Source organism: Pseudomonas sp. DTU12.3 (genome assembly GCF_004124275.1).
GTDB lineage: Bacteria > Pseudomonadota > Gammaproteobacteria > Pseudomonadales > Pseudomonadaceae > Aquipseudomonas > Aquipseudomonas helmanticensis.
Window position 1 is genome coordinate 3,626,611 of record NZ_CP027218.1, and the last position, 22,747, is coordinate 3,649,357.

Below are 22,747 nucleotides of genomic sequence, written 5' to 3' on the forward strand. Positions count from 1 at the left end.
TTTTTACGTGGTGCTGTTACTGGCCCGCGAAGGCGTCCGATCAGTCACCAGAAATTTTTCAGCAGGCCAACCGTGCCCCTGCAGGAGCTGCCGCAGGCTGCGATCTGTTGCTCTTGAAAAAGCAAAAGATCGCAGCCTGCGGCAGCTCCTACAGGGGGGCATTCAGAATTTGTAGGCGACCCGGGTGTACAGCGTCCGCCCGAACGGATCGCCATATTTCGGGTCGTAACCGCTCTGGAACGTGTAGGTCTGGTTGCTGAATGGCGGCTCACGGTCGAACAGGTTTTTCGCGCCGAGGGTCACGCTGAGGGTCTTGCGCCAGGTGTAGGTGCCGGCCAGGTCCCAGACGTTGTAGGAACCGACGTAGTCGTGCGCCTCGCGATCCGAGTCGTGATAACCGCTGGTGTAGCGGTTGGTCAGACTTGCGCCGAACGGGCCGTAGTTCCAGCTACCCGTCAGGCTGTGACGCCAGCGCGCCACTGCGCCCGCCGAAGCGAAGTCGCCGCCACGGAAGTCGCCGAGCTTGTCGATATAGTCGCCCTTGAGCTGTTGCTGGTAGTCATAACGCGTGACGTAAGTGCCTTGCAGACCGATGCCGAAATTGCCGTACGGCGTGCTCGGCAAGCGATAGTCGAAGCTGACATCGACCCCGTTGGTCTTGATCTTGCCGAGGTTGGCCAGACCGGTGACGACATGATCAATGGAACCGTCAGGCTTGCGGATCAGGCGATCCGGGTACAGCTCCGGGTTCTCGAAAACCGCTGACTCGGGGAACTCGGCGATCTGGTTGGCAATGTCGATCCACCAGAAATCCAGACTGGTGGTCAGACGGTCGAACGGCTGATAGACAAACCCCACGGTGACGTTGCGCGCCGTTTCCGGGCTCAGCTCGGTGTTGCCACCGGTGTTGCGATTGAACTGTTGGGCGCAATCGCGGTTGGCGATGCCGCCGTTGCTCGGATTGCCGCCAGCGCACAGACGCGGGTCGTTGTAGTTGGCATTGGTGAAACTGGTGAACGTCGGGTTGTACAGTTCATACAGCGACGGCGCGCGGAAACCTTCGCTGTAAGCGCCACGCACCACCAGTTCCTTGAACGGCTGAAAGCGGAACGAGTATTTCGGGTTGGTGGTGCTGCCAAAATCGCTGTATTTGTCGTGACGCACCGCCGCAGTCAGTTCGAGGCTATCGAGTACCGGCACGTTGACCTCGGCGTATTCGGCCGAGACGCTGCGGTCCCCGGCAACGCTACCGTTGGGGTCGACGCCAAGGCTTTGCACATCGCCGGCAAACTGCGCGAAGTCCTGGTGGAAGTCTTCCTTGCGGTATTCGCCGCCCAACGCCAATGCCGAAGGCCCGGCACCGAACCAGTCACCGATCTCGCGACTGATACGCCCGTCGATGGCCTTCACCCGCCCTACCGCCGTGGCGTAATCGCCGTCCACCGCGTTGGCTGCCAACAGCGCCGAACCTGCCGCTGTCTGCGGGCCAAACGGATTGATCACACCGTTGGCAATGCCGGCGCTGACCGCATGGTCGTTGACGTAGCCGGCTTCAATACTATTGATCACTTTGTTCTGGTTGTACGAGGCACCGAGGTTGTAGTCCCAGCCGACGAGCGTGCCGTCGAAGCTCAGCAATAAGCGCTGACCGGTGTTGTCGTCCTCATGCTGCCGTGCGCCGACAGCGCTTTCACGCCAGTTCACATCCACTGGCTGCGTCGGATCGAGCGCAAAGCCGTTTGGCCCGGGAGTAATGCCGTTGCCTGGGTAGAACGCGGAGCCCGGATTGACCTGATTGCCCATCAACGTGCCGGGGCCGATCTGTGTGCGGTTCTCGTTGCGCGCCCAGAAATACTCGAGACTGACGTTGTGCTCATCCGAAAGCTTGCCGGTGGCTTTGGCGAAGGCCGAGGTCTTTTCGGTTTCCGGCACCAGATCGAGATAATTCCACAGGCTCTGACGGCAGATGCCGTTGCGCGAGAGCAGGCCCGGGGCGTTGCAGCCAGACCCCGCCAGTGGATTCGTCGCGTTGCGCCCCTGACTCCAGTTCGCCGGCGAGGCTGTACCCGAGGTGTAATCAAGACCACGACCGGGCTGATAGTTGTAGGTGTAGCCACGATCATCCGCCGCCAGGCGTTGTTGTTTGTCGTAGCTGACCACGCCGAAAACGTTGAAACGGTCATTCTGCAAATCACCGAAGCCCCAGTTGCCGCTGAAATTGCGGCTTTCACCACCGCCGGAATGCGTTGGCGTGTCGTAGTTGCTGCTGATCTGCCCTTCGGTGAGGCTGGTCTTGGTGATGAAGTTGATCACGCCGCCGATGGCATCGGTACCGTACAGCGCCGAAGCACCATCGCGTAATACTTCAACCCGGTCGATGGCAGCGAACGGAATAGTGTTGAGGTCTACCCCGGAGCCATTGATCGCGTTGGTGGCGTTGTTGCTCAGGCGACGCCCATTGAGCAGCACCAGCGTCTTGTTCGGGCCAATCCCGCGCAAGTCAGCATAAGACGCCCCGCCGCTGCTCGATCCCACCGAACGGCCCGAGCCGACTGAGGACTGGTTGGCGGAAATGCGACTGACCAGCTCTTCAGTGGTGGAAACGCCCTGCTCACGAAGTTCTTCGACACGCAGGATGGTCACCGGCACTGCGGTTTCGGCATCGACGCGGCGGATTGCCGTGCCGGTGACTTCCACCCGTTGCAGTTGGGTAACGGGTTCATTTGCCGTGCTATCAGCGGCGATGGCCGGCGACGTGTTGATAGCCAGCAGCAAGGCCAGGCTCAAAGGCGATTTAACGGGTGAAAACTGAATCATGAACAGCCATCCCTGCGTTTTGGTTTATGCAGGGATGTGCGACGACGCAGAGGGATTTATAGAGCGCGGGTTAGACCGTTGGGTGATGAGGTTATGCAAAAAAAACATGCTCACACATCAGGTCGATGCCATCTCCTTCAACAGCCGGGTATCCAGGCCAAATCGCTCCTGAGAGACCATCTTGAATTGCCCCTCTGCCAGTTCGCAGCTCACCAGCAGATTCCATGAATGACGGGTTGCCACCGAGGGGATCAGCACAAATGGATGCTCGGCCAATAATGCGTCGACAAACAGCTGTTGATTGGGTGACGGTCGTGAGGGGTTCAACCAGTAAGGATTTGGCACTTCTTCTGGCTGTACGATTCTGACCCTTGCATCACTGATGACCTCAAAGCACGTGAGTACATGCGGCTCGCTGTCCAGCGCATCAAAACTGCGATTGGCAGCCACCTCGAGAATGGCCGAAGACGGATCGACCGACGCGTAAACGACTCGCCGACCGGGCGCATTCCATCGTCCACCCTTCAGCTTTGAACCGATCCCGCTGTCCCACGTACCTCCGTAGGCCTCCCGGTCCAGCCGCCAGGCGTACCATTGCTCGTCCCAAGGCAAAGGATTCATGGGTAGCCGCCATACAGAATCTGATTCAGGTATTGCTCGACCATCTGAAAACCCAGTGGATGAAGGGTCAATTCCAATGGCACGTGACCGTTCAGATAAGGGCTCGGCTTCTGCATCCACTCCTCGGCCCGGGACAGTCCCGCAAATGCACGAATGGCCAGCTCAAGTATCAGCGCATACTGATAGGCGATGACGCTCTGCCGGGGATCAAGCCGAACCGAATCACCTTGTTGCAAAAGTCGGCGCACGGTCCTGACAGACTTGCCGGTGATCCGTTTGACCATGTCACCTTGCAGGTACATTTGCGAGGTTGAAAGCATGTTGACGACGTCACTCAGCTCAAAACCATCGTTCGTCAGCTGAACGATCAGCATCGCATCGTCACCCATGTTCTGACCATGCACGAGCAGCTCGACAGGTTTGCCCTCGACCTTCTTCAGCCCCGTAAGCCTGGGCGTTTGAGTTACGGGCATCACGGCATCCTCAATGGGGCATCTGGCGCGATCGTCGCGCCAAAGATGGCGAGGGGAATAAGCAGGCGTTTCATGCTCGATGTGTTGGGTACGCATAATCCATCCTTTGTCTGGGCTCCGAGCGCTCAAGCCGCTCAGCGACTTCAATGTCACGACCGATGCTATAGATCCCGCGTCCGACGACCAACCTGAAAAAGTCGTCGGAAAAATTCCCTGCTTGCCGCAAAACTCGCCGTTTTTCGTAGGACGCCATCGAGAAAAAATCGCGCAATCAGCCACCGAAGTGATAACTCACATCCAGCCACCACTGCCGCCCGTACGGGTCATAGTTGCCGGTCGGGTAGTACGGCCAGCCTGCCGAATCATCGTGTTTAACCTGATTGAGCAGGTTGTTCACGGTCAGCCCGACACTCGCCCGATCATTGAGTTTGTAACGTGCGCTGGCGTTGAACACCGTCCAGGGCGACAAACGCCCGTCCCCTGCGCCATTGGTGACCGAACCGTAACGAATGCCCATCAGCGTCGCCGTGGCTTTTTGATAATCCCAGGTCAGGCTGGCGTTGACCTTGCTGCGCCAGTCGTAGTTGGTGCGCGAGGTACGCCAATCCTGGGTCGGTGCTTCGTCCGACTCCTTGTAGTAATGCGACAGCACCAGGGTGTAACCCAGCGCCGAACTGAAGGCGCCGTATTGCCCGGCGCCCCAGCGGATGTTGCTCTTGAAGTCCAGGCCACTGACACGTTCGCTGGCGGCGTTGATGGCGTTCACTCGCACGCGCTGCAACTGGTTAGGATCGATGGCCGCGTTGCCGGCGTTGCGATCGATGCGTGCCAGGGTCGATTGGCAATTGGCCGAGTTGATGTCCTGGGTGCCATTGCGACATTCGTTTTCTTCTTGCAGCAAACGGTTTTCGTCGACGGTGGTCAGCAAGTCGTCGATCTCGACACGCCAGAAATCAGTAGAAAAATCGAAGTTGCGCGATGGCGACCAGACAAACCCGTACGTCCAGGATTTACCCCGTTCAGACTCCAGATTCGCGGTGCCGCTCTGGGTGTAATCGACCCGCCCGCGATCACAGGCGCCCTCCACGCCCTGGCTGCAACCGTAGTAGTCGATCTGCGCCGGGTAGTAACCGTTGCTGTCGGATTGATAGATGTAGTTGAGGTCCGGCGCGCGGAAACTGGTGCCGTAACTGCCGCGCAGCAACAGGCTGGTCACCGGACGCCACTCCAGACCGAGGTTGTAGGTTTTCTGTTGCTCGGTGCGACCGCTGAACTTGTACTGATCCCAACGCCCCGCCGCCGTGGCCAGCACGGTGTCGGTGACCGGAATGCTGAACTCGCCGCCCGCCGCATAACGCTTGCGCGAGCCACCGGAGCTTTGCGCCGGGCTGACGCCGTAGAAACTGCCGTCGTTGAGGCCGTCATCCGGGTCGACGCGGTATTCCTGCTTGCCCGCCTCGAGCACACCGGCAAAACCCACCGGGCCGGCTGGCAGATCAAACAGATCACCATTGACCGAGGCGTTGTAGCTGGTCGACACCGACTTGCTACTCTGGGTCAGGTTGCCGCGAAACTGCTGCCATTCCTGCGGCGTCAGTGGCCGGTCAAGACGCGATGCATCCGGGGCGAACACCGGATAACCGCCGCTCACGCCCAACTGCGGGCCGAGGTAAAAATCCTGGATCGATGATAGCGGCGTGTAACGGGTGGTTCTGACGCTGCGATATTCCGAGCGATTGGCCGCCAGGTCGTAACTCCAGCCGGTGTCGGCGATCTTGTCGGAGAGGCCGAGGGTGCCGGTCCACGACGTGTCGCGCCACTTGCTGTTATTGCTGGTGCGCCCGCCAATTTCTTCTTCGCCGAATCGACGATACCAGCGCTCCAGGTTGCCGCTGTTCTGGTTGATGAAGTCCGGCGAGGTGAAGGTCGGGCCACGGGTGTTGTTCTGGATGTGGTCGAGGCCGTACATCAAGTCGGCGAAGACCTGGCCGCTGTCGCTGAAATGCCAGGTGCCGCGCGTGTAGCCGTCGTAGTTTTCCTTCTGGGTCTGCACGGTCCAGTAATCGTTGTACATCTGATCGGTGCGGCAACGCCCGCCACTGTTGAACAGCTTGTTGTCGAAGGTGCCCTGATAGGCGCCGCAACCCGGGCCGAGATAGCGACTGTTGCTCAGATCGCGGCGGTAGCCGACATCCGCCAACGGGCCGCTTTGCATGAAGCCACGGTCATCGGCCCAGATCGGGTCACGATTGGTCAGTTCGAGTCCGAACAAGCCGTCGAAATCCCCCCAACTGCCGCCGCCGCTGATCTGCAAGCGCTGGTTATCGCCGCCACCGCGCTCGCTGGTGCCGCCCTTGAGGTTGACGTCGACACCGTTGATCTTGTCTTTGAGGATGATGTTGACCACCCCGGCGATGGCATCCGAACCGTAGATCGCCGAGGCGCCGCTGCTGAGAATTTCGATGCGTTCGATCACCGCCGAAGGAATGTTCGCCAGGTTGGTAAAATTGACCTTGCCGTCGTACGGCGTGGGGTAATCCGCCACACGCCGGCCGTTGATCAGCACCAGCGTATGGTTGGGGCCGAGGCCGCGCAGGTTCAGCGCGCTGGCGGCCGGTTGCCAGGTGTTGCCGTAGTCTTCGCCTTGGGTCATGCCGGTGTTTTGCGTCTGGGTGGCCAAGGCGTCGTAGACGTTCTTGTAGCCGCGCGCTTCCATTTCTTCATGGGTGATGACGTTGACCGGCGTCGCGCCATCGCTCTGTGCTCGGGCGATGCGCGAGCCGGTGACGGTGACTTTTTCCATGCGGTAATCGGCATTGGTGACGGGCACCACCACAGTGACTTTGGCTGGCACTGGTGCGGCAGCGTCAGCTTCACGAATGCTCAAACCCTGATTGCTTTGCTCGACTTGCAGGCCGCTGCCGAGCAAGGCCTTTTCCACCGCTTGCCGGCCGCCCAAAGCACCTCGCACGGCCGCGCTGCGCTTGCCTTGCACGAGGTCCTGACTGAAGGAAATCGGCACGCCGGTCTGCCGCGAGATATCCAGTAGAACTTCGTCGAGCGGGCCGCTGGCAATGTCGAACGTGAATACCGCCGCAGCGGCTTCCTGCGCCAGCGCCGGCAACGGCGCAATACCCATGGCCAGTGCAGCGGCGAGGGTCAGTCGAGGTAATTGTTGTTTGAATGAGAACATCGAGGGGCTTCCCTGTTGAAGGCATCTGCAGGGAATGAGCAGCGGGCCGGCGCTTTTTATAGGCCGGCATTTAGGCCAAGAAGTCATATCCCTATAACCGAATAGAACGCACCGCGCTGCCGCAGATCTCGATCCTTGCTTCCCGTAGGAGCTGCCGCAGGCTGCGATCTTTTGATCTGCAAAAACAACATCAAAAGACCGCAGCAACCTGTAGGAGCTGCCGCAGGCTGCGATCTTTTGATCTTAAAAAAACAACATCAAAAGACCGCTGCAACCTGTAGGAGCTGCCGCAGGCTGCGATCTTTTGATCCTCAAAAACAACATCAAAAGACCGCTGCAACCTGTAGGAGCTGCCGCAGGCTGCGATCTTTTGATCTTAAAAAAACAACATCAAAAGATCGCAGCCTGCGGCAGCTCCTACAGGGGGTTGGGGCGGGGGGCGATGGAGACCCAATAGGGGTTGTGCCAGGTCACGCGGATCGGTAGCGAACGTTCGAGCAATTGCAGCGTGCGGTCACTGTCATCCAGCGGATAGAGACCGCTCAGGCGCAGATCGGCGACCTCCGGACTGACATGCAAAATGCCCCGCCGATAGCGACGCAGGCTGTCGATGACTTCACTGAGCGGACGGTCGCGTACCTCCAGCCGTCCTTGCGTCCAGGCGCCTTCGTGGCCTCTGTTGCGCTCCATGGACAGCACGCCAGCGGCGTTGAAAGTCAGACTCTCACCCGCCCCGACCACCTGCCGCGCGCCACCCGCCGTGAGCACTTCGACCTGCGAATGGAGCATCACCAAACGCGTGGAATCGTCGCCCTGCTGCACCAGAAACTTCGTCCCCAACGCGCGCATGCGACCATGTTCGGTCTCGACCACAAACGGTCGCGACGGATCCTTGGCGACGTCGACCAGCAACTCACCACTGCGCAGTGCCAGCAACCGCTGAGTGCTGTCGAACAACGGCACCACCCGGCTGCGCGCATTGAGGGTCAACGCGCTGCCATCCTGCAGGGTGAAATCGCGGCGCTCTCCGGTGCCGGTCGACAGTTCACCCGCTTCGGGCAGCCAGCCATAACGCCGCCCGAGCAACCCGGCCAACACGGCAACAGCGAGCACGCTCAAACTGCCGCTGATAAAACGCCGACGACTCGACGGCGCATTCAGACTGTGCAGCAGACTGTTGCGTGGCAATCCACTCAGGCTCGGATTGCGCAGCAGATGCAAACCGCCGCCCATTTGCTCGATGATCTGCTGATGCCGTGGATCGGCCGCGCGCCAGGCATCGAACGCCGCCCGCTCGCCGAGGCTGACGTCGCCCGACTGCAACAACGCCATCCATTGCGCCGCCTCATCGACCAGCGTTTCGTCGGGCCTCATGCCTGCATCGCCTGATAGCAACGCTTGAACGCTTCGACCATGTATTGCTGCACGCGACTGGTCGACACGCCGAGGCGCTGGCCGATCTCGCTGTAAGTCAAACCGTCGAGCTGGTGATAGAGAAACGCCGCTTTGGCTTTGGCCGACAGACCGTTAAGCAGGCGATCCACCGCCAGCAACGCCTCGATCACCAGCGCGCGCTCTTCTGGCGATGGATGCACCGGTTGCGGTGCCAGCGCCAGGCTTTCCAGATAAGCACGTTCGAGATCCTGACGACGCCAGCCTTCATAGACCAAGCGCCGGGCAATGGTGGTCAAGAGTGCGCGCGGCTCACGAATGGCCGTTGGATCCGGCAGCGCCAGAACCCGCAGAAACGTTTCCGATGCAATGTCCTGCGCGCCGTGCGGGCAACCCAGCGTGCGGCCGACGGCAGCGCACAGCCAGCGATAGTCCTTTTGGAACATTTGCCCAATGATCTGGTAATGCGGGTTATGCCCACCCATGCCTTGCTCCCTGAAACGGGGTCCACCCGCTGCGAAAAACCATCGTTCTGCCGGGATCGTCCGGCTCTGATCAGGCGCGACTGTGCAATAGCGTCAAGAACATTTGAAGGAATAAAAAATCATCACAAACAAACAATTTTGCATAAGACCCTTCATCGCCGCAGAAACATTGGCCAACACAACGTTGACCCTGGTCACGAGTGCACGCCTGGACACTGATTAATCTTCCGGCTCCATCGAAGGCCAGGGACGGCTCACCGGGAGCCCGCGGCTGATCCCATTCAAGGAAGAACATTCATGCGACCACTCAACATCATCCTGCTGTCGTCGGCGTTCAACGGCCTGACGCAACGCGCCTGGCTGGAATTGCGTCAGGCCGGGCACTCGCCCAGCGTCGTGCTGTTCACCGACGAACCTTCGGTGTGCGAACAGATTGAACACAGCGGCGCGGACCTGGTGATCTGCCCGTTCCTCAAGGACCGCGTACCGCAAGCGTTATGGAGCAACACGCAACGTCCGGTGGTGATCATTCATCCAGGCATCGTCGGCGATCGTGGTGCCAGCGCGCTGGACTGGGCGATCAGCAACGAACTGTCACGCTGGGGCGTCACCGCCCTGCAAGCGGTGGAGGAAATGGACGCTGGCCCGGTCTGGGCGACGTGCGAATTCAATCTGCCGTCGGGGCTGCGCAAATCCGAGCTGTACAACGGTCGGGTCAGCGATGCGGCGATTCGTTGCATTCGCGAGGTGGTGGAGAAATTCGTCGACGGCTTTGTGCCGGTACCGCTGGATTACGCTAATCCGACCGTCCACGGCCGCCTGCAACCGAACATGAAACAGGTCGATCGCAGCTTCAGCTGGCACGACTGCGCGCGTTTCATCAAACGTTGCATCGATGCTGCCGATGGCCAGCCGGGTGTGTTGGCGAGCCTCGCCGGCGGCCAGTACTACGTGTACGACGCGCATCTGGATTCGCGCAGCGGTCTGCCCGGTGAGATTCTCGCCGTGCACGATGATGCGGTGCTGGTGGCGGCAGGTGATCAGAGCGTGTGGCTCGGTTCGCTACGGCGCAAACCGCAACCAGGCGAAGAAACCTTCAAGCAACCGGCGCGGCATTTGCTCGCCGGGCAATTGGCGAATGTGCCGACACTGGACTGGTCGATCGCCAGCCAGCCGTTCAGCGACGAGGCGTATCAACCGCTGCGCTATCGTGAGTCGGGGCATGTCGGCGAGCTGACCTTCGAGTTCTACAACGGCGCGATGAGCACCGAGCAGTGCCAGCGCATGGTCGAAGCGTTGCGTTGGGCCAAGTCGCGCGACACGCGGGTACTGCTGATCAGGGGCGGACGCGGCAGTTTTTCCAACGGTGTGCATCTGAATGTGATTCAGGCAGCTCAGGATCCCGGCGCCGAGGCCTGGGCGAATATTCAGGCGATCGACGATGTCTGTGCAGAGCTGTTGAATGCGCGGCAACTGGTGGTCAGCGGCGTGACCGGCAATGCCGGCGCTGGCGGTGTGATGCTGGCGTTGGCGGCCGATATTGTCTTCGCCCGGGCCGACATCGTGCTCAACCCGCACTACAAGAGCATGGGTTTGTATGGCTCGGAATACTGGACGTACAGCCTGCCCCGCGCAGTCGGCCCGGCAATGGCCGAGCAATTGACCCAGGCGTGCCTGCCGGTCAGCGCCCACCAGGCGCTGCAATTGGGCATGGTTCAGGAAATCGGCCCGCGCTGCCCGGATGAGTTTGCCCTGTGGCTGCTGCAACGCGCCAATGCCGTGCTCAGCGATCCGACCTACGCCGCCGTGCGCGAGCGCAAGTCGCGGACTGATCAAGTGCTGATTCAGCAATGCCGCGACAGTGAGCTGCAAGAGATGCAGGAAGACATGCTCTACAACCGCAGCGGGTTTGCCGAGAAATGCCACCACTTCGTCTACAAGCGCAAGGTGTGCGGGACACCGGCGCGGCTGGTGGCGGATTGGGCGCGGGGGCAGGAAGTCGAGTTGGCGGGTTAAATCGACGGTGAATGGGCTGGACCTATCGCGAGCAGGCTCACTCCTGCAGTTGGAACGCGTCCTCATGCAGGAGTGAGCCCTGCTCGCGATGGTGCCGGTACATTCAGCTTCGTACAAATCGCAGGCATAAAAAAACGCCAGTTCTCGCGAACTGGCGTTTTCTTGAATATGGCAGGGGCGGCTGGATTTGAACCAACGCATGGCAGGATCAAAACCTGCTGCCTTACCGCTTGGCGACGCCCCTGTATCTCACACTGTGTATCTGTCTGTGTGCGAATGCGCGGCAATTTACCAACATTCCTTTCATCTGTGAAGCCCTGAATGAAAAAAAATTTGTTTTAAAACAGCCAGTTATTATTTTTCGGGGACGTAAAGCCGTTCCCGGGGCCATTTTGTCGGCCCGATGGTGGCGAAATCAGCCACTCATTTCGCTGTATTGAGCGCCACCGCCGCCTGGATGGTAGCGACCTGCGGCGCAGCGTCGACTGCATCAATCCTGGCTGGCGAGGAAAAAATTGCCGCGCCCACGGCCAGGTCACTGCACAGCGGAACTGGCCAGCCGCAGTTGCCGGTATGCCGCCACCAATTGCTCCTGCGTAAACGCAAGATTGCGCCCGCTCGGGTTGGGCAGCACCCACACCGCCGCGTTACCAAAGGTTTGCGTCTGCAACCCCCACGCGACGTACTTCTGGCCCGACAGCGCGGCATACGCCACCTTGCCGAGAAACGCCACGTAGCGTGGCCCATGCTGGCGGATCTTGTCCTCGAAAGCTTCCGCCGCCGCGCTGAATTCCGCCAGCGACAACTGATCCGCGCGCGCGGTTGGCCGGTCGACCACCGCCGTCAGGCCACAACCGTATTGCAGGATCGAACGATCCTGCTCCGCCGCCACTTCATGCGGGGTGAACCCGGCCAGATGCAAAGTGCGCCAGAAGCGATTACCGCGCCCGGCAAAGTGATGCCCCTGAGCCGCCGCCAGCAGCCCCGGGTTGATCCCGCAGAAAACCACTGCGAGATTCTCTGCGAGGATGTCTTCGAGTCCTTCGCCGGCCATTCGATCACCTACCCTGAAACGCGATTCGAGCGCCATGAACCGCGTCAAATCAAACTTACAAAACCCGCTTGAGCACCGCCAACGAAACACGCGGCACGATCATCTTCTCGATCAGGGCGACCACTTCCTTAGCGCCAAAACAACGAAACATCACGCACCCTGCATCGGTATCCAGGCGGATGATCCGGGTGATGAAACCGCCGTCGATGCACACGCTTTTGATCATGCCGAGCGGAATCTCGATGTCCAGCGTGCCGTCCTGCACCAAGCGGTTCATGGCGTTGGCGTTGAGTCGCAGTGCGGTTTTGGTCAATTGCATGCTGCCGCCGACCCACAGTCCGCCGTACGCTTGCTGGAACGCGTCCATCACTCCAGCCAGCACGTTCACATTGCCGGCGCCGACGCTGTCGTAGAAATTGCCGACCTCTTCGTAATTGACTTCAACGTCGGCCACCAGAAAGTTGACCAGTTTGGACTTGACGATTTTTTCCGCCATCCGGGTATCTCCATGACGTAATGGTTATTCCATGCAAACGCGGTGCACGCTGATGTGCGCTGGCCGGGACTTATGCCACATTTGAGCAAACCCGGCTAGGCGCCATCCCGGCGCTTTCGCCGATGCTTTGCAGACCGCATCCCAAGGAGACATCATCCAGTGTCCGAACTGCCGACCCCAGTCGCCTACACCCAGCGATTCAACGCGGTACTTGCCTACATCGAGGCCCATCTGGAAGGTGACTTGTCGATCCACGCATTGAGTCAGGTGGCGAACTTTTCGGCGTTTCACTTCCATCGGCAGTTCAGTGCCTTTGTCGGCGTACCGGTTTCGCGTTACGTGCAGTTGATGCGCTTGCGCCGGGCGGCGCACCGGCTGAGTGCGACGGGGCCATATTCGATACTGGATGCCGCAGCCGACGCCGGTTTCGACAGCCCGGAGGCTTTCAGCCGAGCGTTCAAGCGCGACTTTGGCATGGCGCCGAGTGCGTTCAGGAAGGCCGCCAACTGGCAGCACTGGAATGCGGTGTTCGCTATTCCTCATTTTTCCAGGAGCGTCATCATGCAAACAAGAATCGTCGACTTCGCCAGCGTCAGAGTCGCCGCGCTGGAACACCACGGCCCACCAGGACTGGTCAACGAAAGCGTGCGCACATTCATCGAGTGGCGAATGCACAGCGGCCAATCACCGGTGGCGACGAGCCGGACGTTCGGGATTCCCTATGGCAACCCGGACACCACGCCTGCGCAGGATTTCCGTTTTGCCGTGTGCGGCGAAATTGACGAGGCGGTAGCGCCCAACGAATTCGGTGTACACGAACGCGTCATCGCGGCAGGACGTTACGTGGTGGTGCGACACACTGGGTCACCGGATCACATCGGCGAATCGATCTATCCGATCTACCGTGACTGGTTACCCGCCAGTGGCGAGGAACTCAGGGATCAGCCACTGTTTTTCCATTACCTGAGCGTCTATCCCGAGACGCCGCAAGAGCAATGGCAAACGGATATCTACGTGCCGTTGCAGTAAACGCAAAACCCGTGATGAAGACATTCTTCACCACGGGTTTTGATTTTATCGGGCGGTAAAACCGGCCCGCGCCGTGTGCAGCTTCTTGTAGCTCTCGATCAGGCGCAGATGCCGGTCCAGACCTTCGAGCTTCAGGCTGGTCGGCGTCAGGCCGTAGAAGCGTACGCTGCCGTTCACCGAGCCAATCGCCGCGTCCATGCGCTCGTTGCCGAACATGCGGCGGAAGTTGGCTTCGTAGTCTTCCAGCTGCAGATCCTCGTCCAGCTCCATCTCCAGCACCACGTTGACCGCTTGATAGAACAAGCCGCGCTCGACGGTGTTGTCGTTGTATTGCAGGAAGGCTTCGACCAGATCCTTGGCCTGCTCGTACTTTTGCAGGGCCAGACAGATCAGTAGACGCAGTTCGAGAATGGTCAGCTTGCCCCACGCCGTGTTGTCGTCGAACTCGATGCCGATCAGCGTGGTGATTTCGGTGTAGTCGTCCTGCTCGCTGTTTTCCAGGCCTTGGGCGAGGTTGCGCAGGCCGACCTTGCTCAGGGTGTGCAGATTGAGGATGTCGGCACGAAATTGCAGGGCTTTGTTGGTGTTGTCCCAGATCAGGTCTTCGACCGGGTAGATCTCCGAGTAGTCCGGCACCAGAATCCGGCAGGCCTTGGCACCGATGTGCTCGTAGACCGCCATGTAGACTTCCTTGCCCATGTCTTCAAGGATGCCGAACAGGGTCGCGGCCTCTTCGGCGTTGGAGTTTTCACCCTCGCCTGAGAAGTCCCACTCGACGAATTCGAAATCCGCCTTGTCGCTGAAGAAACGCCACGACACCACACCGCTTGAGTCGATGAAGTGCTCGACAAAGTTGTTCGGCTCGGTGACGGCCTGACCGGAGAAGGTCGGCTGCGGCAAGTCGTTGAGGCCTTCGAAACTGCGGCCCTGAAGCAATTCGGTGAGGCTGCGTTCCAGCGCCACTTCCAGGTTCGGATGCGCGCCGAACGAGGCGAACACGCCGCCGGTGCGCGGGTTCATCAGGGTCACGCACATTACTGGGAATTCACCGCCCAGCGACGCGTCCTTGACCAGCACCGGGAAGCCCTGCTCTTCCAGGCCTTTGATGCCGGCGAGGATGCTCGGGTATTTTTCCAGCACGTCCTGCGGCACGTCCGGCAGGGCCATTTCGCCTTCGAGGATTTCGCGTTTGACCGCGCGTTCGAAGATTTCCGACAGGCACTGCACCTGCGCTTCGGCCAAGGTATTGCCGGCGCTCATGCCGTTGCTCAGGTAGAGGTTTTCGATCAGGTTGGACGGGAAGTACACCACTTGATTGTCCGACTGGCGCACAAACGGCAGCGAGCAGATGCCGCGCTGAGTGTTGCCGGAGTTGGTGTCGAACAGGTTCGAGCCGCGCAGCTCGCCGTCGCGGTTGTAAATCTTCAGCGTGTATTCGTCGAGGATCTCAGTCGGCAACTCGTCTTTCGGGCCAGGCTTGAACCATTGTTCGTCCGGGTAATGGACGAACTCGGCGTTGGCGATCTCTTCGCCCCAGAACTGGTCGTTGTAGAAGAAGTTGCAGTTCAGACGCTCGATGAATTCGCCCAGTGCCGAGGCCAGTGCGCCCTCTTTGGTCGCGCCCTTGCCGTTGGTGAAACACATCGGCGAATGCGCATCGCGAATGTGCAGCGACCAGACGTTAGGCACGATGTTGCGCCACGAGGCGATTTCAATCTTCATCCCGAGGTCGGCCAAAATGCCCGACATGTTGGCGATGGTCTGCTCCAGCGGCAGATCCTTGCCGGCAATATAAGTGCCCGCATCGGAACCGGAGGCCGGCATCAACAAAGCCTGCGCATCGGCGTCGAGGTTGTCGACTTCTTCGATGATGAATTCCGGGCCGGTCTGCACGACCTTCTTCACCGTGCAGCGGTCTATCGAGCGCAGGATGCCTTGGCGATCCTTGTCGGAAATGTCTGCCGGCAACTCGACCTGGATCTTGAAGATCTGGTTGTAGCGGTTTTCCGGGTCGACGATGTTGTTCTGCGACAGGCGAATGTTTTCCGTGGGGATGTTGCGGGTGTTGCAGTACAACTTCACAAAGTAAGCCGCGCACAAGGCCGACGACGCGAGGAAGTAGTCGAACGGCCCCGGTGCCGAGCCATCGCCCTTGTAGCGAATGGGCTGATCGGCGATCACCGTGAAGTCGTCGAACTTGGCTTCAAGTCGAAGGTTGTCGAGAAAGTTGACCTTGATTTCCATGCAGGATTACCAGAATACGGCTAAACGAATGGCCGCCATTATCCGGTTTTTCAGCGGGAAGTCTTGTGCTTTCGGGATTCACCGCTGATCGGCAACTGCCCCTTTGACGGGCAAATTGCAGCGGGTTCACTACGCTTTTGAGGGCAGTCGCGCAGAAGAATCGGAACATTACGCCCGCGCCGTGGTTCTAGATTCAACAGACAGCGGATCAAGGACGAGCACATGGACATTTCCAGCTATGCGGCGCCCCTTCCACCCCGGCAAGGTGCCGTCACCCGGCGCCTGGCCTTTGCCGTCGGTGCGCTATTCGTCACCGGGGTCATCGCGGCCACCATCGCTTTACTCGGCATTGCCAACCGCCTCGACCGGGAAGAAATCGAAGAAACCCGGTTTTACTCGGCCCGCGCTCTGGAAAACCGCATCACCGCCTCGAAAAACTACCTCAGCAGCTACGCCTATTGGACCACCGCCTATGAGCATCTCGGCGATCCGGTGGACACAAACTGGGCGTACACCGAGCAGAACATCGGCAAAACCCTGTTCACCAGCGACGGCTATGACGGCGTGTTCGTCCTTGACCGCGAACGCACGCGCTACGCTGTGGTGCGTGGCCAATTAGTCGATGCGGACATCGCCGCGTACTTGCAACTTCCGGCCGCCGCGCTGGTGGATCAGGTGCACGGGCTGGCCGACCTGAGTAAACCCGTCAGCGTTTACGCCTTGTTCGAAGGCTGGCCAGCGCTGGTCTCGGCGGCGGCGATCCTGCCCAACGATGAACGACCGTTGGGCGATCCGCAGAAAACCTCGGTGCTGGTGTTCGTCGACAAACTCACCCCGACCAAATTGCGTGCGATCGGCAGCGGCTATGGCCTGCGCAACCTGACCCTCGCCCCCGATGAAAGCATCGCGCCAGACCGGCCACGGGTGGCGCTGGACAGCACCGGTTTCAGCCTCATTGCTGACCAGGAACGCCCGGGGCAGCAACTGTTGTGGTCGTTGTTGCCGACCCTTGGCGCAACGATGTTGGTGCTGATGCTGTTGACGGCCTACTTTTTTCGGCATGCCCTGCGCTCCTCGCAATACGTCGATAAAAGCTTCGCTGTGATGCAGGCCTCCAACATCGCACTGGAGTCGGTCAACCGTGGTCTGGAAGCCAGTGAAGAACGATTTCGCGCCGTTGCGGAAGCGGCCTCGGACTGGATCTGGGAAGTCGACCGCGATTTGGCGCTGACGTATCTGTCGGCGCGCTTCAGCGAAGTGACCGGTTACCCGCAAACCCTGTGGCTGGGGCAAGACATTGGTCAGTTGCTGTTTTGCGACACCACGCCGCTGCAACTGTGGTTGCGCAAACTGACCGAGGAAGCCAATGCCAGCGATCTGCGCTGCACCTACCGCGATCAGTCTGGCCAGCAACGTCACTGCCGCTTGTCGGCCCGGCCGATTTTCGACAAGGACGCATTGATCGGTTATCGCGGCACCGCCAGCGACATCACCGACGAGGTCGCCGCCCACGCCCAGATCCAGCACCTGTCAATGCATGACGCCCTGACCGGCCTGCCCAACCGCAACAAACTCGCGCGTTATCTCGACGAAGCCCTGCTACTCAAGGAACACGCGCCGGCGCTGTCGCTGCTGATGATCGACCTGGACAACTTCAAGCCGATCAACGATTCCCTCGGCCATCCCGCCGGCGACGCAGTGCTGCAAGAAGTCGCCGCACGCCTGCGCGAGTGCACCCGCGAACACGACATCGTCGCGCGGCTGGGCGGCGACGAGTTCGTGGTGGTGCTCAATGGCATGGACAGCCACAACGAAATCGACAAGTTCTGCACGCGGCTGATCGGCAGCCTGCATCAACCGGTGCTGTTCGAGCAGCATCCGTTGCACGTCGGCGCCAGCATCGGCATTGCCCTCAGCCGCCGCCACGGTTATGTCGCCAGCGATCTGATCCGCTACGCCGACATCGCGCTGTACAAGGCCAAATCCGAAGGCAAGAACACCTGGTGCTATTTCGAAGCGCACATGAGCGATCAGATCCAGACCCGTCGACAACTCGAAGATGACATGCGCCATGCGCTGACGCACAACGAGTTCGTCCTGCATTACCAGCCACGCTACAAGGTTGATGGCAAGCACATCGTGTCCGTCGAAGCGCTGGTGCGCTGGCAGCATCCGATTCAGGGCTTGCTAGCACCGGACGTGTTCATTCCGCTCGCTGAGCAGACTGACCTGATCGTCCCGCTGGGTCGTTGGGTGCTGCGTGAGGCTTGCGAAACCGCGTTGACCTGGCCGGCGGATATCCTGCTCTCGGTGAACCTGTCGCCCGCACAGTTTGCCGTCAGCGACGTGGTCGAGGATGTTCGCGAAGTGCTGGTGCAAACACGTTTCCCGGCCAGCCGCCTGGAGCTGGAGATCACCGAAAACGTCATGCTCAACGACACCGACGGTGCGCTGGCCACCATGAACGCCCTCAAGGAACTCGGCGTGCGGCTGAACATGGATGACTTCGGCACGGGCTATTCGTCCCTCGGCTATCTGCGCGCTTATCCGTTCGACGGCATCAAGATCGACAAGCGCTTCATCGCCTCGATCAGCAGCGGCAGCAACGACCGCGCGGTGGTACAAGCCATCATCGGGCTGGGCAAAGCCATGGGCCTGACCGTGACCGCCGAAGGCGTCGAAACCGAAGAACAACTGGACATTCTCGGCAAGGATCAATGCAACGAGGTGCAGGGTTACTTCATGAGCCGACCGATCGACAAGGCCGCGTTCGCACAGTTGCTGGAAAGCTCGAGAAGCGCGCAGCCCAAGCAAAAGAAAGGTCGCGTGACCTGAGCCGGTTGGCCCGTCACGCTTGCCCGCTTACTCGAACCTTGCCACTGAAAACGCGAAAACCATAGGTGTTGTAAATCAGCGTCACCGGGATCAGTACGGCGAAACCGATGAGCATGAACAACTGGCTTTTCGGGCTCGACGTTGCCGCCTGCAAGGTCAGATCCGGTGGGACGATCAACGGGTAAAGCGCCACCAGCATCAGGGCAAAGGCCAACACAAACACGCCGAGTGCGGCGAACAGCGGTACAAATTGCTGACGTGTGCCAAACCCCAAGGCAAATACCGTCAACAACACCGCAAGCACGACGCCTGCCGACATCCACACGCGTGGATCGCTGAGCCGCTGCGCATATTGCGGCTGTAGCGTCGCCGTCCAGCCGACCAGCACAATCAGCAACAGCACGGTCGCCACCGCCAGTCCTCGCGCTTGCCATGCCGAGCGCAGTTGCAATTGCCCGACGCAACGCCAGTGCAGCCAACATGCGCCGAGCCAGGTGTAGCCGATAACCAGCGCCACTCCGCTGAACAACGGGAACGGGCTGAGCCATTCGCTGCCATTACCGCTGTATTGCCCGCCCTGATGCGCAACACCCTGCACCAGCGTGCCGAGCACTATGCCCTGCGTCACGCCGGTGACCAGCGATCCACACAGCAACAAGCCATCGACCGCGCGTTTGCTGGCTTCGCCGGGGGCGTGATCACGAAACTCCAGGGCAACCGCGCGGACAATCAACGCCAGGAACATCAGGATAAAAGGCCAATACACCGCTGGCAGCAGCACGGCATACGCCAACGGAAACAACGCCATCAGCCCACCGCCGCCGAGTACCAGCCACGTCTCGTTGGCATCCCAGATCGGCAGGATCGTCACCGCCATCGCGCGGCGCTCGTTGGAGTCGCGGGTCATGCCCATCAGCACGCCGACGCCCAGATCGGTGCCGTCGAGCAATACGTAATTCATCACCGAGAACACCAGGGCACCGGCACACAGCAAGGTAATCCAGTCGATGTCCATTGCTGAAGTTCCTCAAGAATGGCCCGTTTCATCTGCCAGGGTTGGCTGTGGCCCCGGCTCATCCTCGTGCGGCGGCTCACGCAGCAGACGCAACAATACCCACAGGCCGATGCCGAAGATCAGCAAGTAAAACAGCAGGATCAACCAGGTCGCCCCCATTACTTGCGCCCGTGACACCGACGACAGGCTGTCCGCCGTGCGCAGCAGACCATAGACGGTAAACGGCTGACGACCGACCTCGGTAACGACCCATCCGCTGAGCATCGCCAGAAAACCCGCCGGGGCCAGCAATACGTTGCTCCATAGCCAGCCGCGTGACGTGTACAGGCGCTGTCGCCAGCGCAGCCGCAAGCTGACAAGGCCTTGTACCAGCATCAGGATTGCCAGCCCGACCATCAGGCGGAAGGCGAAAAACACCGGTGCCACCGGCGGGATGTCAGCGCGCGGAAACTCATCCAGCGCCGCAATCGTGCTACTCAGGTCATGGCGCAAGTACAACGAGCCAATCCGTGGAATCGCCAACTCCCAGTGGTTGCGCCGCTCGCTCATGTCCGGCCAGGCAAACAGCCGCAATGGTTCACCCGCCCCTGGCGCTGGCCGCGTCCATGAGCCCTCGATGGCCGCGACCTTTTGCGGCTGGACCTCAAGCGTGTGCAGGCCATGCAGATCGCCAACCACGATCTGCAGCGGCGTCAACCCAACGATCACCCAGAGCGCCATCGAGAATTGCAGACGCGCTCGCGGATTGTCCGAAGCCTTGAGCAATTGCCAAGCGCTGATACCGCCGACAAAAACGGCGCTGCCGAGCAACGCAGCGATGGTCATGTGCGCTAGTCGATAAGGAAACGACGGATTGAAAATGATTGTCCACCAGTTTTCGGCGATGAAACGACCGTCAGCAGCAATCGAAAAACCGGCGGGCGTGTGCATCCAGGAGTTGGCCGAGAGAATCCAGAACGCGCTGATCAGCGAACCTGTGGCCACCGCGCACGTTGCAAAAAAGTGCAGGCGTGGCCCGACTTTCTTCCTGCCAAAAAGCATGATCCCGAGAAACCCGGCCTCGAGAAAAAACGCCGCCAACACCTCATAAAACATCAACGGGCCGAGCACATCGCCGGCCTGCACCGCCAATCGCGACCAGTTCAGACCGAACTGGTACTCCAGAATCAGTCCCGACGCGGTGCCCACCGCTACATTCAGGGCAAACACCTTCAGCCAGTAGCGATAGACATCCAGATAAACCTTGCGCCCGGTCTTCAGCCACAAGGCTTCCAGCACCATAAGGAAATTCGCCAGGCCAATGGTCAACGCCGCCAGCACGATATGGAAACTGATCGTGATCGCGAACTGTGCACGGGCCGCCATCAGCGCGGAATCGATCGTGTCCATGCAGGCACTCACCCGCTGAAAAATACCGCGATTTTGTTGCCCACCGGATCGCGCAGGCAGGCGATGTAAAAGTCAGCGGATCGCTTGATAAAATCCGAACGAACGCTGCACCTCGTTGGCACCGATAAACAGATATTGAACATGGGATTTTTCTCCGATCACAGTGATCAATGGGTTCCCCCGCTATCGCCGGTGAACACACTCCCCGCATCACGCACCAGTTGCCGCCATTCGGCGCTGGTGATCAGCCCTTGCTCCTCCATTTCATCGGCAGCCTTGAGCAATTCGTCATACTGCTCCTCCGGGTCCAGGTGTTTGTGCGACTGCGTCGCCAGTTCGCGCCATGCCGCCAGTTTTGTCTGCTTTCGCTGATCGAACATAGGGACTACTCCTTGAGGACTCCCCCGGTAGAAAGTCGCCGGATGGCAGTGGTTCAGGACAATCGACGGGTGGAACGCCGATTCGTCCCCGACACTAACGGGGCTCGTGAATCGGGCAACCGTTATGCTCACCGCGAAAACGCGCAGACATTTCATAAGCAGGCTTTCTCACCCGCATCACCCCACCCAAAGGACGATGGCTCGCGAGGCCGTGCCAAGGGCTGAACGACATGCCGTCATCGATTTCCTCAACGTTTTCGGAGGACCACGCGTTCTGTGCATCGACCTCTATGCGAGCGACGGTAATGTAAGGGCTGAGTTTTTCCGGCCATTCGACCGATGCATCCTCAATCGGCATTTTTTCCAGGTCAGTCGCCAGCTGTACGCGAACCTCCCAGATCCCCGGGTTCTGCGCAAAAAAGTCTTTGATCGCCTGGCGCAGGCCGTCGGGATTGCCGGCAAAATCAACGTGCTGATGGGTCAGATCGGTCAACGCAGGAGAGACCGGCACCACCGCCAGTTTCGCGTAATAGGTGCCATACAGAATCGGCGCAACGGTGCTGAAACTTTCCCCGAGAATATGCGTTTGCGGGTGGCCGCCAAGACTCTTCAACGTGCCACTTTCGCCGCCGACCGATTCGATGGCCGCTTCCACACCGCGCAGCAACGCAGAAAACGCTTTCTTCAGCCCCGGCGCCTTGTCTGTGGTCTTCGCCAACAACTTCAGCGACTTGAGAAAGGCCTTGGGCGTGGCGGAGGTGAAGGCTTTGGCATTGATCATCACAAAATCCTGAGTGACTGCCCCTTCACTGCCCGGCAGGCGCGCCCCCTCGACACCCGTGATCTTCAGCGCCAGGCCTCTTGGGGTCGACACCTTGTCATCGAGAATGTCGCCGGGGTTGGTCGAGAAACGCAAAACCACCGGCAATGTCGCCGGCGTCGCAAAGAGCCCTTGAGCGAGTTCAGCCGGTAAGTTATCGAGCACCGTGATCCGCCCGCGCAGCAAGCCATGGGCTTTGGCATGAACGCTGCGCGTGGCGTGACCGTTGTCCTTGAAGGTGGTCTCCATAATGGAATGCAGGGCCTTGGCCAACTCCTCGCTGGTCTGCGCCTCGTCGTCGGGGATCTGCTCGAAAGAAGGCTCGAACGGCAATGGCCTGATTGCCCTGCTGACGGCTGGAAGGTCGTTCATGAAAGGTATCTCCACTCGGCAATGGAATCACGGATAAGCGACTGTTCTTATGGGTATGGCTTGCGCAAAGCGCTGGAGAAACGCGCCGGCGGGAGTGCCGCCGGCGCTGGCAAGCG

The 22,747-nt window shown here is 59.9% G+C and carries 16 protein-coding genes and 1 tRNA gene; 3 read left to right on the forward strand and 14 right to left on the reverse strand.

Features of this window, described 5'->3' with window-relative positions:
- Positions 1-162: 162 nt before the first annotated feature.
- From C2E19_RS16430 to C2E19_RS16455, 6 genes are all read right to left on the reverse strand, one after another.
- Complete coding sequence (locus C2E19_RS16430; protein ID WP_129394160.1) at positions 163-2,817, reverse strand: TonB-dependent receptor; 2,655 nt, start codon at positions 2,815-2,817, stop codon at positions 163-165.
- A gap of 117 nt (positions 2,818-2,934) precedes the next feature.
- Positions 2,935-3,438, reverse strand: coding sequence for an RES family NAD+ phosphorylase (locus C2E19_RS16435; protein ID WP_129394161.1), 504 nt, complete (start codon positions 3,436-3,438; stop codon positions 2,935-2,937).
- Complete coding sequence (locus C2E19_RS16440) at positions 3,435-3,911, reverse strand: MbcA/ParS/Xre antitoxin family protein (protein WP_129396139.1); 477 nt, start codon at positions 3,909-3,911, stop codon at positions 3,435-3,437. The genes C2E19_RS16435 and C2E19_RS16440 overlap by 4 nt, the downstream gene beginning before the upstream one ends.
- Positions 3,912-4,182: 271 nt before the next feature.
- Complete coding sequence (locus C2E19_RS16445) at positions 4,183-7,104, reverse strand: TonB-dependent receptor (protein ID WP_129394162.1); 2,922 nt, start codon at positions 7,102-7,104, stop codon at positions 4,183-4,185.
- Positions 7,105-7,521: 417 nt separating this feature from the next.
- On the reverse strand, positions 7,522-8,478 hold the full coding sequence (locus C2E19_RS16450) for a FecR domain-containing protein (protein WP_129394163.1): 957 nt from the start codon (positions 8,476-8,478) through the stop codon (positions 7,522-7,524).
- Positions 8,475-8,981, reverse strand: a complete 507-nt coding sequence (locus C2E19_RS16455) for a sigma-70 family RNA polymerase sigma factor (protein WP_129394164.1) — start codon at positions 8,979-8,981, stop codon at positions 8,475-8,477. The genes C2E19_RS16450 and C2E19_RS16455 overlap by 4 nt, the downstream gene beginning before the upstream one ends.
- Positions 8,982-9,278: 297 nt before the next feature.
- Between C2E19_RS16455 and C2E19_RS16460 the strand changes: the two genes are divergently transcribed.
- A complete protein-coding gene (locus C2E19_RS16460) occupies positions 9,279-10,997 on the forward strand; it encodes a hydrogenase maturation protein (RefSeq protein ID WP_129394165.1) in 1,719 nt (572 codons plus the stop codon).
- A gap of 169 nt (positions 10,998-11,166) precedes the next feature.
- Here the strand turns inward: C2E19_RS16460 and C2E19_RS16465 are convergent.
- The 3 genes from C2E19_RS16465 to C2E19_RS16475 form a co-directional block, all read right to left on the reverse strand.
- A tRNA-Gln gene (locus tag C2E19_RS16465) sits at positions 11,167-11,241 on the reverse strand.
- Between the two features lie 291 nt (positions 11,242-11,532).
- A complete protein-coding gene (mug, locus tag C2E19_RS16470; RefSeq protein WP_129394166.1) occupies positions 11,533-12,051 on the reverse strand; it encodes a G/U mismatch-specific DNA glycosylase in 519 nt (172 codons plus the stop codon).
- Positions 12,052-12,106: 55 nt separating this feature from the next.
- Positions 12,107-12,547, reverse strand: a complete 441-nt coding sequence (locus C2E19_RS16475) for a hypothetical protein (protein ID WP_129394167.1) — start codon at positions 12,545-12,547, stop codon at positions 12,107-12,109.
- Positions 12,548-12,715: 168 nt separating this feature from the next.
- Here C2E19_RS16475 and C2E19_RS16480 point away from each other — a divergent pair, with 168 nt between their 5' ends.
- A complete protein-coding gene (locus C2E19_RS16480; protein ID WP_372238485.1) occupies positions 12,716-13,576 on the forward strand; it encodes a GyrI-like domain-containing protein in 861 nt (286 codons plus the stop codon).
- 45 nt (positions 13,577-13,621) lie between these two features.
- Here C2E19_RS16480 and C2E19_RS16485 read toward each other — a convergent pair whose 3' ends face one another.
- The gene (locus tag C2E19_RS16485) at positions 13,622-15,820 is read right to left on the reverse strand and encodes an OsmC domain/YcaO domain-containing protein (protein ID WP_129394169.1); all 2,199 of its coding nucleotides are present in this window, start codon (positions 15,818-15,820) and stop codon (positions 13,622-13,624) included.
- Positions 15,821-16,042: 222 nt separating this feature from the next.
- On the opposite strand from C2E19_RS16485, the gene C2E19_RS16490 reads away from it, so the two are divergent.
- Complete coding sequence (locus C2E19_RS16490) at positions 16,043-18,655, forward strand: EAL domain-containing protein (protein ID WP_129394170.1); 2,613 nt, start codon at positions 16,043-16,045, stop codon at positions 18,653-18,655.
- A gap of 13 nt (positions 18,656-18,668) precedes the next feature.
- Here the strand turns inward: C2E19_RS16490 and cydB are convergent, their stop codons facing one another.
- The 4 genes from cydB to C2E19_RS16510 all read right to left on the reverse strand — a co-directional run bounded on the left by cydB (position 18,669) and on the right by C2E19_RS16510 (position 22,631).
- The gene (gene cydB / locus C2E19_RS16495) at positions 18,669-19,670 is read right to left on the reverse strand and encodes a cytochrome d ubiquinol oxidase subunit II (protein ID WP_129394171.1); all 1,002 of its coding nucleotides are present in this window, start codon (positions 19,668-19,670) and stop codon (positions 18,669-18,671) included.
- Positions 19,671-19,682: 12 nt separating this feature from the next.
- On the reverse strand, positions 19,683-21,059 hold the full coding sequence (locus C2E19_RS16500) for a cytochrome ubiquinol oxidase subunit I (RefSeq protein ID WP_129394172.1): 1,377 nt from the start codon (positions 21,057-21,059) through the stop codon (positions 19,683-19,685).
- A gap of 167 nt (positions 21,060-21,226) precedes the next feature.
- Entirely contained in the window at positions 21,227-21,439 is a 213-nt protein-coding gene (locus C2E19_RS16505; protein WP_129394173.1) for a hypothetical protein, read from the reverse strand.
- A gap of 94 nt (positions 21,440-21,533) precedes the next feature.
- Positions 21,534-22,631, reverse strand: a complete 1,098-nt coding sequence (locus tag C2E19_RS16510; RefSeq protein WP_129394174.1) for a catalase family protein — start codon at positions 22,629-22,631, stop codon at positions 21,534-21,536.
- Between the last annotated feature and the right edge of the window lie 116 nt (positions 22,632-22,747).